The sequence below is a fragment of the Flavobacterium aureirubrum genome (assembly GCF_038739835.1).
Classification (GTDB): domain Bacteria; phylum Bacteroidota; class Bacteroidia; order Flavobacteriales; family Flavobacteriaceae; genus Flavobacterium; species Flavobacterium aureirubrum.
In genome coordinates, this window is the sequence record NZ_JBCGDO010000001.1 from 326,962 (window position 1) to 341,722 (window position 14,761).

Consider the following 14,761-nt stretch of genomic DNA (forward strand, 5'->3'; position numbering starts at 1 on the left):
ACTTTTGTTAAACCACTCTGCCATCTTGTCATATTTTAGAATTTAGTATTATCTTTGCTTTCGTGATTCCGATAAAATTGGGATTTATACTAATGTTAAGTTGAGATTCCGATAAATCGGAATGACAAATTTGGAATATGGAAAAAGAAATAGAAGAGAAAAAACAAGGCACCAGTCTTGTTTTGGAACAAAAAGAAGGTAATACCAAAAAACTATTTATAGAAAGCTATGGTTGTGCGATGAATTTTTCGGATAGCGAGATTGTAGCTTCCATTTTGACGGAGCAAGGTTATAACACGACACAAAATTTGGAAGAAGCCGATTTGGTTTTGGTTAATACTTGTTCTATCAGAGATAAAGCTGAGCAAACCGTGAGAAAGCGTTTGGAGAAGTACAATGCTGTGAAACGTAGTATTAATCCGGGTATGAAAGTTGGGGTTTTGGGCTGTATGGCGGAACGATTGAAAGACCAGTTTTTGGAGCAAGAAAAAATCGTTGATATGGTTGTTGGTCCTGATGCTTACAAGGATTTGCCTAATCTTCTGAAAGAAGTGGAAGAAGGACGCGATGCCATAAACGTTATTCTTTCGAAAGACGAAACGTATGGCGATATTGCTCCGGTTCGTTTGAATAGTAACGGTGTGAATGCGTTTGTTTCTATTACTCGTGGTTGTGATAATATGTGTACGTTTTGTGTGGTTCCATTTACTCGCGGACGTGAACGCAGTCGTGAACCGCAAAGTATTATAGAAGAAATTCAGGATTTGTGGAATAGAGGTTTTAAAGAAGTTTGTCTTTTAGGACAAAACGTGGACAGTTACCTTTGGTATGGCGGCGGTTTGAAAAAAGATTTTGTAAAAGCTACCGAAATGCAAAAAGCTACGGCTACTGATTTTGCTCAACTATTGGAACAATGTGCGATTGCTTTCCCTAAAATGCGATTTCGTTTTTCGACTTCTAATCCGCAGGATATGCATGAAGAAGTGCTTCATGTGATTGCTAAATATGACAATGTTTGTAATTACATTCACTTACCGGTTCAAAGCGGAAGCACAAGAATTTTAAAGGAAATGAATCGCCAACATACACGAGAAGAATACATGGAATTGGTGGATAAAATCAAGCGTATTATTCCAGATTGTTCGATTTCGCAAGATATGATTACTGGTTTTCCAACAGAAACTGAGGATGATCATCAAGATACCTTGAGTTTGATGGACTATGTGGAATATGACTTTGGTTATATGTTTGCGTATTCTGAACGACCAGGCACTTTGGCAGCTAGAAAGATGGAAGACGATGTTCCGGAAGAAGTGAAGAAAAGACGTTTGCAAGAGATTGTGGATTTACAACAGATTTTAAGTGAAAAGAGAACAAAACGTTTCTTAGGTCAAACGGTTGAAGTTTTAATTGAGAAAGAATCAAAAAAATCAGCTCAACATTGGAGCGGAAGAAATTCTGAGAATGTAGTGACGGTTTTCCCGAAAGGAGATTATAAAGTTGGGGATTTTGTGATGGTGAAAATTAGTGATTGCACCACAGCGACTTTGATTGGTGAAGCGGTTGGGTATAGTGAGATGAATTAACAATTGATAATGGATAATTGACAATTAGCACGAGTTTAATTGTCAATTATCCATTTTTAATTATCAATTAAAAAAAAATGGAATCAGTTCAAAATATAAAACAGCGGTTTGAAATCATCGGAAACGATGCTAAACTCAATCGTGCTATCGAGAAAGCCATTCAGGTTGCGCCAACTGATATTTCGGTATTGGTTGTTGGAGAAAGTGGTGTTGGAAAAGAAAGTATTCCAAGAATTATCCATTCGCTTTCGCACAGAAAACACGGAAAATACATTGCTGTAAACTGTGGTGCTATTCCAGAAGGAACTATTGACAGTGAGCTTTTTGGTCACGAAAAAGGTGCTTTTACTGGCGCGACAAATACGCGTGAAGGGTATTTTGAAGTAGCCGATGGTGGAACGATTTTTTTGGATGAAGTGGGTGAATTGCCGTTAACAACACAAGTTCGTTTGCTTCGTGTTTTAGAAAATGGTGAATTTATTAAAGTAGGTTCAAGTCAAGTTCAAAAAACGAATGTTCGTATCGTTGCTGCAACCAACGTAAATATGTTTGACGCGATTGAAAAAGGAAAATTCCGTGAAGATTTATACTATCGTTTAAGTACGGTTGATATTCCGTTGCCACCATTGCGCGACAGGAAAGACGATATTCATTTATTATTTAGAAAATTTGCTGCCGATTTTGCTCATAAATATAAAATGCCACCAATCAAATTGCGTGATGATGCCGTCTTGTTTTTACAAAAATACCGATGGAGTGGAAACATCCGTCAGTTGCGAAACGTAGCAGAACAAATTTCAGTTTTGGAAGTAAATAGAGATGTTACTTTAGCTACTTTACAATCGTATTTACCAACAGAAGGTAATAATTTACCAAGTATTATTGGTGGAAAAAAATCAGACAGTGATTTTTCTACAGAAAGAGACATTTTATACAAAGTGCTTTTTGATATGAAAAGTGATTTGAACGATTTGAAAAAATTGACTTTGGAATTGATGAAAAACGGAACTAAGGTTCAGGACATTAATCCAAGTTTAATTCAGAAGGTTTACGGAACGACATCGGCAGAAAATGAAATTCACTTTGAAGAAGAAGCACGAGTAAATATCATTCCTAAAAATAACGACACACATCAGGAAGAATTTGATGAAGAGGATGATGACAGTACTTATCTTATGGCTGAAACTGTGGAAGAGGAAGAAGTGTTGAAATTGGAACAAAAAGAAATTGAATTGATAAAGAAATCTCTCGAACGCCACAAAGGAAAAAGAAAAGCAGCTGCCGATGAATTGGGAATTTCAGAAAGAACACTTTATAGAAAAATTAAGCAATTTGATTTATAACTTAAAAGACTTATAAAACCCGAAAAAGCATATCTTTGAAATCCAAATGAAAAACGTCAAATACATAGTTTTAATTATTGTAGGTTTTACTATCAATAGCTGTTCAGTATACAACTTTACTGGAACGGGAAAAATTGATGCCAAAACATTCCAGGTAAACTATTTTCAAAACACGGCCGAGTTGGTTGAACCAGGAATAGATTTGCTTTTTACACGTGAATTACAAGATTTAATTCAAAATCAAACCAATTTAAATTTAGTGAATTCGAACGGCGATTTGGTTTATGAAGGCGAAATCACTGGTTTTAATGTGGCGCCAATGACTGCAACCGCCGATCAAGCGGCAGCACAAAATAGAGTGACCATCAGAGTAAATGTTAGATTTAGTAATAAAAACAAAGAAGAAGATAATTTTGAAAAGCAATTTTCTTTTTTCTTTGACTTTGACGGTTCGTCACAATTAGTCGGACCGAGACTAACGGAAGCACTTGACGTAATTTTTGAAAGAATTACGCAAGATATTTTCAATGAGTCGCTCGCAAAGTGGTAATATCTAATCAAGTTGGAAATGACAGACAACTGAAAACCGATAACAAATAACAAAAACTTGAACTTAACCGATTATACTTATTTACTAAACAAACCCGACACTATCAACGATAGACATGCGCAAACACTGGATACAGTTTTGGCAACCTTTCCCTATTTTCAAAGCGCTAGAGTTTTAAGATTGAAACATTTGTATAATCAAGATAGTTTTAATTATAATTTTGCATTAAAAGTTGCTGCAGCTTATACAACTGATAGAAGCATATTATTTGATTTTATTACTTCAGATACATTTGTTTCTGTTCAAAAAGGGTTGTATGAAAAGAAGCTAGAAGAGTTAATGAACATGACTGTTGTAGAAAGTGAAGAAGTTATAGTTCCAAAAAAGAACCATTTTCTAAATCCTTTGGAACATTCTATTAAAACTTCTATAAGTCAAGCTGAATTATCGGAAGAGCAACAAATAACAGAAAAATTAGCTCTTGGGAAACCTTTAGAGTTTTCTAAAAACGAAAAACACTCGTTTCAAGAATGGCTTCAATTATCGCGATTAAAGCCAATTGAAAGAGAAGAAACTCAAAAAGATTTCTCTCTTACAAATGACGATAAAAAGAAAAAAATAGCATTAATCGATAAATTTATTGAAAACAACCCAAAAATTCCGCCTATAGCAAAAGATACTTCAATTCCTGCAATCGAACCAATGCCTGATGATGCCTCATATCTCATGACAGAAACCTTGGCGAGAGTTTATTTGGAACAAAAAAAATACGCGCGCGCCATTCAAGCCTACGAAATATTAATTTTGAAATATCCAGAAAAAAGTAGTTTCTTTGCAGACCGAATTTCGGATATCAAGATTTTACAACAAAATAATAATTAATTACAATACATCATGTTTACAATTTTTTTAGTTTTAATAACAATCGTTTGTTTCTTATTAATAATTGCAGTAATGGTTCAAAATCCTAAAGGTGGTGGTTTATCATCTTCATTAGGTGGTTCACAAATGCTTGGTGGTGTTCAAAAAACAACTGACTTTTTGGATAAAAGTACATGGGTATTAGCTACAGCCTTAATCGTTTTGATTTTATTTTCAAGCATCAGTTTTCCGAGTATGGTTGGACAGTCAGATTCTAAAGTAATTGATGAAATCGAAACGGTAACACCAAAATCAACTACTACAAATTCAACTCCTGCAAAACCAGTTGAAACACCAAAAAAATAATAGTAGGTAAAATAAATAATATAATGCCAGCGCTGACATGCTGGCATTTTTTTTAGGTAATAATGTCAGTTAAATCGACGTGGCACAATTTCTGAAATGCACAAAGTAAAATATCTAATAACTCAAAATATATAAAACTATGGCTTTAAACATTAAACCTCTTTCAGATAGAGTTATCGTAGAACCTGCCGCTGCAGAAACCCAAACTGCATCGGGAATTATAATTCCTGATACTGCAAAAGAAAAACCACAAAAAGGAACTGTTATAGCAGTAGGAAACGGTAAAAAAGATGAACCATTAACTGTTAAAATTGGCGACATCGTTCTTTATGGTAAATATGCTGGGACTGATTTAAAATTTGATGGAAAAGATTATTTAATAATGCGTGAAGACGATATTTTGGCAATCATTTAATTAATATCGCAATTTTAAAATAAGTAGTAAGACATAAAATAAAAAAAAAAGAAAATGGCAAAAGATATAAAATTCGATATTGAAGCACGCGATGGATTAAAACGCGGTGTTGATGCATTAGCAAATGCAGTAAAAGTTACACTTGGACCAAAAGGTAGAAATGTGATCATCTCAAAATCATTTGGTGGACCAACGGTTACTAAAGATGGCGTTACGGTAGCAAAAGAAGTAGAGTTGAAAGATGCACTAGAAAACATGGGTGCACAAATGGTAAAAGAAGTAGCTTCAAAAACCAATGATTTAGCGGGCGATGGAACTACAACGGCAACAGTTCTTGCACAAGCCATTGTGAAAGAAGGATTGAAAAATGTTGCTGCTGGCGCTAATCCAATGGACTTAAAACGTGGCATTGACAAAGCAGTTGAAGCTATCGTTACTGATCTTGGTAAACAAGCGCAAGTTGTAGGTAGTGACTCAGAAAAAATTAAACAAATTGCTTCCATTTCTGCGAATAACGATGAAGTAATTGGTGAGTTAATTGCCACTGCTTTTGGAAAAGTTGGAAAAGAAGGTGTAATCACTGTTGAAGAAGCGAAAGGAACAGATACTTATGTTGATGTTGTGGAAGGAATGCAATTTGATAGAGGTTATCTTTCTCCTTATTTTGTTACCAATCCAGAGAAAATGGAAGTCGAATTAGAAAGACCATACATTTTATTGTATGACAAAAAAGTTTCTTCCTTAAAAGAATTATTACCAGTTTTAGAGCCAGTGGCACAATCTGGAAAACCATTATTGATTATTGCAGAAGATGTTGATGGAGAAGCATTATCCACTTTGGTGGTAAACAAATTACGTGGTGCATTGAAAATTGCAGCTGTTAAAGCTCCAGGATTTGGAGACAGAAGAAAAGCAATGTTAGAGGACATTGCCATTTTAACTGGCGGAACCGTTATTGCCGAAGAAAGTGGTTACACATTAGAAAATGCTACTTTAGAAATGCTTGGAACTGCTGAAAAAGTTACTATTGACAAAGACAATACAACCATCGTGAATGGTGCTGGAGATGCTGACATCATTAAAAATCGTGTGAACCAAATCAAAGGTCAAATGGAAACTACAACCTCTGATTATGACAAAGAAAAATTACAAGAACGTCTTGCCAAATTAGCTGGTGGTGTTGCTGTTCTTTATGTTGGTGCTGCTTCTGAAGTAGAAATGAAAGAGAAAAAAGACAGAGTTGATGATGCATTACATGCAACTCGTGCTGCTGTTGAAGAAGGTATTGTTGCTGGTGGTGGTGTTGCATTGCTTAGAGCAAAAAATGTATTAGCTAATTTAAAATCAGAAAATGCAGATGAAGCTACAGGAATTCAAATCGTTTCTCGTGCAGTAGAGTCACCGTTGAGAACAATTGTTGAAAATGCAGGATTAGAAGGTTCAGTAGTAGTGGCAAAAGTTTCTGAAGGACAAGGAAACTTTGGTTACAATGCCAAAACAGACGAATATGTTGACATGTTGAAAGCTGGTATCATAGATCCTAAAAAAGTAACTCGTGTGGCACTAGAGAACGCTGCCTCTGTTGCTGGAATGATTTTAACCACCGAATGTGCTTTAGTTGAAATTAAAGAAGAAAACGCTGGCGGTGGAATGCCAATGGGTGGCGGAATGCCAGGAATGATGTAATTCATAATTCAATAAATACAATTAAAATGCCTCAAAATTTGAGGCATTTTTTATTTACTACAAATCCATTTTTTTTACAATAACAAATCAGATAATTATTATTTTTACCTGATGTATAAAAAAATAAATCTTACTATTGCCCTAGTTATTCTTGTTAGCCTTTCGATGTTTTCTCAAACAGAGGATACTGATACTTCAATCAAAAAAATTCAAGATAAACTTACCTCCTATTTCTTTTTAGAAAGAGAAAATATAAATCTACACTTCAATAAAACAACTTTCTTGACTAATGAAACCATTTGGTTTAAAGGATATGTCGTTAATAGAAAAACAAAGCAACCTTTTTTTAACACAACAAATGTTTTTGCAGTAGTATATGATGACAAGGGAAGTAAAATTTTTGAAAAATTATTTTTTGTCGATAACGGAACTTTTACAGGGAAATTTGAGCTTAATGAAAAACTTCATTCAGGCAATTATTTTATTCAAGTGTACACTAATTGGATGAATAATTTCACTGAAGATGAATCAACCATTCGAAAGATAGATATCATTAACCCAGTAGAAGGTGTATTTTCGGAAACCCAAAATCCAGATATAGAAACGCTAGAACTAAAATTAACTCCAGAAGGTGGAAGTTTAATTAAAGGAATTACGAATGTAATAGGGCTCAAATTATCCGATTGTTTTGGAAAATCACCTAAAAACAGCGAGGTTCAAATACAGAATAATAAGGGTGAGATTTTACAAACTGTAAAATTAAACGCATTTGGTATTGGAAAATTTGAAATTATCCCAACCAATAAAGAAATAAAAGCTGTTTGTTATTTTGATACTAAAAAAATAGAAACTGGTTTACAAACCCCGTCTAATACTGGAATAGCTCTCGAAATAAATAGTTTTACATTTCTCGATAAAAAAATTTTTAAAATTAAAACTAATCCAGAAACGATAAAAATTTTAGAAAACAAAAAAATATATCTTGCTATAAATCAAGATGATAAAAATTTAATCCTTCCATTGAAATTGAATAGTCAAAATCTAGAACAAGTCATCTCGATTTTAAATGAAAATATCTTTGAAGGAATTAATACTGTTAGAATAATAGATAATGAGTTGAAACAATGGTGTGAAAGAATCATCTACCTATATCCTAAAAAAGAGAAACCGATAAATTTACTGCCGAATTATAAAAAAAATGGTAAAGTGAATATGGTTGGCTATTCTGAATATGCTAATGCCAATCTAAGTATTTCTATTCTACCCGAAGAAACCAAAGCAATTGAAATTGAAGACAATCTTTTTTATTCCTCTACCATAAAACCATATATAAATGACTCTTTTAATGAAGTTAATTATTATTTTACAGAACCATCAAGAAAAAAATTTTACGAGTTAGATTTGGTTTTACTAAACCAAAGCAAACCCAAATATGAATGGAAAAATATCGTTTCAAATCCGCCAAAACCTAACCATAGTTTTGATATTGGTTTAACGATAAAAGGCACTATAAATAAAGAACTGAAAAATAAAGAGGACTATAAAGTTAGACTATATTCAAATTTAGACCGAATATTATTGCTGTCTGACCTGAATGAAAAAAACGAATATGTTTTTGAAAACATAGCAATAACCGACTCAACTGTGGTTGAACTTTCGCTTCTAAAATCTCCTGAATTTAATCTGGTTCCATCAAATTTTGTAACGCAAGTACTGAATAGAAACAAACATTTTATAAAACCTTTTTACGTTCCTTATTTTGAATGTAAAAAACCTCAAGTATACGAACACTCAACTTTGTATGATTTACCAAAGTATAACGGTGAAATAATTAATTTAAACGATGTAGTAATTAAATCAAAAACGAAAAAAACGTTGGTCAACGAAAATAAATTCGGAAATTCTTACCTAAGAGGCTATAAAATAGAAGAAAATAGTACCTCAAATTTATTGTTATTTATTGAACAAAATGGGTTCATTGTCAACCGTACATCGCCTGGAGAGGTTTTAATAACATCAAGACAGGTATCTTCAATTTTTGGCGAAAGACCAACACCCGAAGTTTTTATTGACGATATAGCATTGCCATTTACATTTGCAGAACTTGATTTAATAGATATGTCTGAAATTGATGAGATTTATATAAATGCCAATGCTATTGTCCCAACCATGAGAAACAAACTAGGAATAATTAAAATATATAGAAGGAAAAAAATTTCTTCTAAATCAGTTTTAAAATCAACCTCATTTTTAATCAAACAAGGTTTTGAAATGAATACAAATTTTCAAAACGAAGACTATGAAAACTTTGCCAGTAAAGGCTTTAAAAATTATGGAATTGTTGACTGGAATCAAACTTTGCTCACTGATGAAAAAGGAAATTTTCTATTTGAATTTCAGGACGCTAACATTAAAAACTATAAAGTAATAATCAAAGGAGTTACTATAGATGGTCAGTTAATCGATAAAGAATTAGATATCGTTGTAGAGTAACTAAATTATGTACGCTTTTTTATTCGCTTTCATTTTTTGGACTTTTCTTAATCATTTTCATAATTACAGGAAAGCTTGAAATAAGAATAATAATAATGATTATTTTTTCGATGTGATGCTTTAAATCAATATCAAATTTATCCAAACAAAACCCATACAAATAATGCCCTGCAAAAATTAAAGTAAACGACCACAGGAAAGAACTAAGCACGTTATAAAACATAAACTTCTTCTTATCCATGGTTACAATACCAGCAACGATAGGTGCAAAAGTTCTGAAAATTGGTAAAAAACGAGCAAAAATAATGGCTTTGCCGCCGTAACGTTCAAAAAAATCCTTAGATTGAATTAGGTACTTCTTCTTAAACCAAAAGCTATCTTCTTTTTTATACAAATAATAACCACTTTTACTTCCAAACCAATAGCCTACCATATTTCCAACAATTCCGGCGATGGCTACCATTGCTGATAATAAAAAAACGTTGATTAAATCACTATCTATGAAGACAAAATTTTCAACCAAACTTCTACTGTAAATTCCTGCGAGAAATAGTAAACTATCACCAGGTAGAAAAAAACCAGCAAACAAACCAGTTTCAGCAAAAACAATAAACAACACTATCCATAAACCTCCCTTAACACCGCCAATAGTCATTGTTATATAAAACTCTGGATTTAGCAGTTGCATCCAATCAAAATCAGTCATTTTTTTTACTTTAAAATAGTGCGTGAAAGTAGTAAATTTTGAGACACTTTTTGTTAAAAAAAACTTATTACTTTCGGATTTTATTATAGTGGATAACCGAACTAAAACTTAAAAAAAAATGAACTGTAATATACTATTGAGTTATACTTTTAGTTTTCTACTAGAGAATTTATGATTTGAAAAAGACACATGATTTTCTAATCCCTTTATTGAAACTGTTCCTCCTACTCCATCGTTCTCATAGTCAAATTTAAACTGATTTAAACTTACCATTACAGAATGATCTACAAACTTAGTATCTTTTAAACATATTACTATATTGTTTCCTTGTGGCACAGCTACTAACTTCTTTTTTATGGCTAAATAATTGGTAAAAAGTGCTGCTTCGTGTATAGATATCAAATAGTTGTCATCAGTTTTTAAAGTTGTTACTCGAATAGTAAAAATGGAAGAGAAGTTAACTCCGTTATACAAATGGAAAATAATTTTTAGAATAATACCTATTGAAATACCGAGTAACAAATCTGTTGCCAAAGAAACAATAACAGTAGTTAAAAAAACAGCAAATTGCTCTTTGCCGATAGAAAGTAATAGACCTATTTTTTTTGGATGTGCCAAAGAAAAACCAACACCAATCAACATTGCGGCAAGTGCAGGTTTAGGAATTAAGTTACTGAAATTAAGAGCCAATAATAAAAAAATTGTGATAAAAATACCATGTAAAAAATTAGCCCATCGTGTTTTTCCACCACTTTCAACATTGGCAGATGAACGAGCCACTTCAGAAATCATGGGTAAACCGCCTAAACAACCCGTAATAATATTTCCAACGCCAACTGCAATCAAATCTTTATTGTAATCTGATTTCCTTTTATAAACATCCATGATGTCAATTGCCTTTACGGTAAGTAGTGTTTCAAGACTACCAACAATGGCAAACATCAAAACAAACTTTATAAATATGCCTATTTTAGATATTCCATCAAAGCTTACATTCAAGCCGATGATGTCTAGCAAATTTTTATCAAAATGAACCAAATATTTAGGGATACCATTTTCATCTTTTATGTTATGAAAACCAAAATAGTATGAAAGTGGAATTGTAATCAATAAGACAATAACTGGTGCAGGAATTTTACTAAGCCATTTATTTTTAATTATCGGCCAAGTGAAAACAATTAATAAACTAACAAAACCTAGCCAAAATATTGACCAATTTAAAGCTTTTACTGTTTGCGGAATTTTTGACAATAGCGTGAAAGGATCCACAATAGGTCTGCCGTTTTCATCCAAAGGATTTTGACCCAATAAAACATGAACCTGTTTACTAATGATTATAATTCCGATAGCTGCCAGCATGCCGTAAACAGCTGAAATGGGAAAAAAATCGCTTAGTTTACCAAATTTTAAAACCCCAAACAGAACCTGAAGAAATCCGGAAACAACAATAACGCCCAAGGTGTATTTCCAGCCTTGTTCACCTCCACCAAATGCAGCTACAGAACCAGCTACAAGTACAATCAACCCAGCTGCTGGTCCTTTTATTGTTAACTTTGAACCGGCTAAAAACGATACAACAAGACCGCCAATCATTGCAGTCAGTAGTCCGTAAATAGGATCGAAATCTGAGGCTTGAGCAATTCCCATACTTAATGGTAATGCCAGCAGAAAGACTAAAAAACCTGAAACAGCATCTGATGAATAGTTTTCTTTAAAACCTTTCCAACCATCGCAAGGTATGTTATGTTTTTTCATTAAAAAACAGAGAATTTAAAATGCTAAAAATACGTTTTAAATTATGTTAGCTTATATCTAATTACATTTTTTTAATAAAGAAAAACAATGCTTTATAAATTATTTACGCTCATATTTACAACAGCCATGCAAATTATCATATACATCCTGCGTTGTTTTAACTTCATCTGTATCATGACCTACACTCGCAATTGCTTTCTTTATATCAAGAATTGTACATTTTTCTTCATTGATTATCAAGTGTAACATATGATCATCTGTATGCCATTGTGCGCTTTTTACACCTTTTATTGAAAAAGCTGCCTTTTCAATTCTTTTTTTACACATTTCGCAATTGCCATTTACTTCAATATTGTATTGAGCATTTTTGTTCTTTTTTTCTTGTGCTGATATTGAAAGTGTAACAAAAAGTAACATCATTCCTAAAATTATATTTTTCATAATTTATTTATTTAAAGTTGTTATTGAAATTGATTTTTGAATTTGAAATTAATTCTATTTTATTTTATATCGCAAACCGCCATAAAACATTTGACCAAAAACAGGAGCATATATTATAGATGTATCGAAAAAATTCCCAAAAGGATTAGTTTCGCCTAAAATAGCATTAATCTGTCGGTAATTACCAAGATTTTCCACGCCACAATAAAATTCTAAAGTACTCGATTGCTGTAGTGTAATTTGCATATTTAGTGTTGTAAATGATGGAGAGAATTCAGAAAACCGTTCTTCAACAGGATTTGATGCTGTAGTAGGCAATTGTTGTTTGCCAGTCCAGTTTACTGTGGCATCAAAACGCCATTGTTGTCCTTCATTGCTTATGTGTGTTTCGTATTCTAAATTTGTAAAAAATCGATGCTTGGCTTGCAAAGGTCTTTGAAAAGTTCCCAGTAAATAATCAGTAGCAACGTCAAAAAACTTATAAGCTGTTCTAACATTTAAATGTTGCTCTAGTTCCATATTAAAATCAAACTGTAAACTATTGGCAAACGATTTACCCTCTAAATTATAAAATAAAACTTGTTGTGGCGAGTTCATAACATCAACAACGGCTTGATTTTGAAAATCGGTTCTATAAAAGTCTATTGTTACATCTGATTTTTTTCCAAATAAAATAAAATTTTGAGTAAAACTTAAGCCATAATTCCAAGCAATTTCGGGATTTAAACCATAAACTTTCCCATCTGTATCAAGAACAGAAAAAACTCTAGAGCTGGCAAATAGCTGTTGATTTTCTGCATAAATATTCGCTGCTCTTTTTCCTCTTCCGGCAGAAAAACGCAGTACCGCTTTATCCCAAGGATTGTATTTGGCATGCAGTCTTGGTGTAAAAAAAACTCCCAGTCTGTTGTGATTATCCACTCTACCACCAAGAATATAACTAAAATTACTACTGTTATCGAAGGTATATTCAAAAAACGCACCCACAGAATTATCTATTCTACTAACATCCGAAAGATTTACAAATTCTGCATAGCTATCATATGAAAAATTCAATCCAGTCGAAAACTTATGCATCGTATTGTTGATTATGGAATTGAAAATCAAGTTAGAGTAAAAGCTCTGCTGTTTAATATCGTATTGATTTAATCCAAAATAAGATTGTTGATTATGATTACTAAAAGCATTTTGAAAACCAATACTTTGATAAGGCATATCTTTAAAAACATAACCAATTTTTGACGTCAAGTCAAATCGTTCTGTATTGATTTCTGAACCCCATTTATTGGTTGTTAATCGGTCTCTATCAGGATCAAAATCTACTTCTCCTGATTGTTTTTCATCTCTTAAAAACCGAGCATTTATGAACGAAACCAAACCCGTTTCAACGTTTGTATATTGCCATCGATTAGCGATATTAAATTGTTGCCCTATCGGATTGTCCAAAAACATATCATCGTTCATATCATTTTTTTGCACTCTCGCATTGCCATGAACGAACAAACTTGTAGCCCATTTGTCTGAATTTTTTTTATTAAAATGCGTATTTAGCTCATATCTACTATCGGTAGAACCATAAAAATTAACAAAAAATGGAATATCGTTTGCTGGCTTTATTAGTTCGGTGTTGATTTGACCCGAAATGCTTTCGTAACCATTAATCACACTTCCTGCGCCTTTTGTTATTTGAATGTTATCAATCCATGTTCCAGGTGTAAAAGACAATCCAAAAGCTTGAGAAGCGCCACGAACAGATGGTACGTTTTCTTCGGTAATCAAAATATAGGGTGAGGTTAACCCGAGCATTTTAATTTGCTTCGTTCCCGTTAAAGCATCAGCGAAATTTACATCAATAGAAGGATTTGTTTCAAAACTTTCTGCAAGATTACAACAAGCGGCTTTCAACAATTCTTTGCTGGTAACTAATGTGGTATTTGTTGTTCCTTTTAGTGACTTTTTTAATCCTTTTTGACTGGTATTTATTTTTACTTCTTTTAAGGTGTCTTGCGAAAAAGCAATTACACAAAACAACAATGCGAGAAGCAACAAAGTTTTCTTCATTTGTATTGATTTTAAAATTTAATTATTACAATTAAATTCCTCTAAAGTAAGAGAAACTGAACTAAATTCAGCTAAAATCAGGAGTAGAAAGTATATTGGCAATATAATTTATAAAGTGGTGGTGCATTCGATTGGCAATAAAAAACCGCATTTTCGTTTGATGAAAATGACATTTTCATATCTGCAAGGATTTGAGGAGTATAAACAAAAAAACAAACCGCCTCAATGTCAAGAATGCTATTTTTTATAACAACTTGCTCTGCTTTATTTTTAAGGCTAATTTTTTTGTCAGAGCAGCAACCTTTAGTAGTATTTTCAGATTTTGCACAACATGCTTTCTCGTCTAGAACAGGCATTTCGCAAACTTCATCATTAGAAAAAACAGAAGAAATAGAAGCGATCTTTTCACCGCAATAATGAACACTAAAAGCCAAACCAGAATTGGAGACCAAAACAAGTAGGGCAATAAAAAAACTAATGTTCTTTCTTAACTTCATG

13 protein-coding genes are annotated in these 14,761 nt (G+C 32.7%); 8 read left to right on the top strand and 5 right to left on the bottom strand.

The window, feature by feature from the left end:
- Nucleotides 1-137: 137 nt before the first annotated feature.
- The 8 genes from miaB (at nt 138) to WFZ85_RS01495 (ending at nt 9,300) form a co-directional block, all read left to right on the top strand.
- On the top strand, nt 138-1,586 hold the full coding sequence (gene miaB, locus WFZ85_RS01460; RefSeq protein ID WP_342694504.1) for a tRNA (N6-isopentenyl adenosine(37)-C2)-methylthiotransferase MiaB: 1,449 nt from the start codon (nt 138-140) through the stop codon (nt 1,584-1,586).
- Between the two features lie 77 nt (nt 1,587-1,663).
- The gene (locus tag WFZ85_RS01465) at nt 1,664-2,929 is read left to right on the top strand and encodes a sigma-54 dependent transcriptional regulator (protein WP_342694505.1); all 1,266 of its coding nucleotides are present in this window, start codon (nt 1,664-1,666) and stop codon (nt 2,927-2,929) included.
- Between the two features lie 46 nt (nt 2,930-2,975).
- Complete coding sequence (locus WFZ85_RS01470) at nt 2,976-3,479, top strand: LptE family protein (RefSeq protein ID WP_342694506.1); 504 nt, start codon at nt 2,976-2,978, stop codon at nt 3,477-3,479.
- A 57-nt stretch (nt 3,480-3,536) separates the two neighbouring features.
- On the top strand, nt 3,537-4,361 hold the full coding sequence (locus tag WFZ85_RS01475) for a tetratricopeptide repeat protein (protein WP_342694507.1): 825 nt from the start codon (nt 3,537-3,539) through the stop codon (nt 4,359-4,361).
- A 12-nt stretch (nt 4,362-4,373) separates the two neighbouring features.
- Nucleotides 4,374-4,706, top strand: a complete 333-nt coding sequence (gene secG, locus WFZ85_RS01480; RefSeq protein ID WP_342694508.1) for a preprotein translocase subunit SecG — start codon at nt 4,374-4,376, stop codon at nt 4,704-4,706.
- A 139-nt stretch (nt 4,707-4,845) separates the two neighbouring features.
- Complete coding sequence (locus tag WFZ85_RS01485; RefSeq protein WP_342694509.1) at nt 4,846-5,121, top strand: co-chaperone GroES; 276 nt, start codon at nt 4,846-4,848, stop codon at nt 5,119-5,121.
- 54 nt (nt 5,122-5,175) lie between these two features.
- Nucleotides 5,176-6,807 carry a chaperonin GroEL gene (gene groL / locus WFZ85_RS01490; protein ID WP_342694510.1) on the top strand — a complete coding sequence of 544 codons (1,632 nt, stop codon included), beginning with the start codon at nt 5,176-5,178 and terminating at the stop codon, nt 6,805-6,807.
- 111 nt (nt 6,808-6,918) lie between these two features.
- The gene (locus WFZ85_RS01495) at nt 6,919-9,300 is read left to right on the top strand and encodes a hypothetical protein (RefSeq protein ID WP_342694511.1); all 2,382 of its coding nucleotides are present in this window, start codon (nt 6,919-6,921) and stop codon (nt 9,298-9,300) included.
- Between the two features lie 19 nt (nt 9,301-9,319).
- On the opposite strand, the gene WFZ85_RS01500 is transcribed toward WFZ85_RS01495, so the two are convergent.
- The 5 genes from WFZ85_RS01500 to WFZ85_RS01520 form a co-directional block, all read right to left on the bottom strand.
- Nucleotides 9,320-10,006: a DedA family protein gene (locus WFZ85_RS01500; RefSeq protein ID WP_342694512.1), complete on the bottom strand. Its 687-nt coding sequence runs from the start codon at nt 10,004-10,006 to the stop codon at nt 9,320-9,322.
- Nucleotides 10,007-10,147: 141 nt separating this feature from the next.
- On the bottom strand, nt 10,148-11,761 hold the full coding sequence (locus WFZ85_RS01505) for a SulP family inorganic anion transporter (protein ID WP_342694513.1): 1,614 nt from the start codon (nt 11,759-11,761) through the stop codon (nt 10,148-10,150).
- A gap of 99 nt (nt 11,762-11,860) precedes the next feature.
- Nucleotides 11,861-12,202 (bottom strand): heavy-metal-associated domain-containing protein, encoded by a 342-nt coding sequence (locus tag WFZ85_RS01510; protein WP_342694514.1) that lies wholly within the window; start codon nt 12,200-12,202, stop codon nt 11,861-11,863.
- A gap of 54 nt (nt 12,203-12,256) precedes the next feature.
- Nucleotides 12,257-14,263: a TonB-dependent receptor plug domain-containing protein gene (locus WFZ85_RS01515; RefSeq protein WP_342694515.1), complete on the bottom strand. Its 2,007-nt coding sequence runs from the start codon at nt 14,261-14,263 to the stop codon at nt 12,257-12,259.
- Nucleotides 14,264-14,340: 77 nt separating this feature from the next.
- Nucleotides 14,341-14,760, bottom strand: coding sequence for an HYC_CC_PP family protein (locus WFZ85_RS01520; protein WP_342694516.1), 420 nt, complete (start codon nt 14,758-14,760; stop codon nt 14,341-14,343).
- Between the last annotated feature and the right edge of the window lies 1 nt (nt 14,761).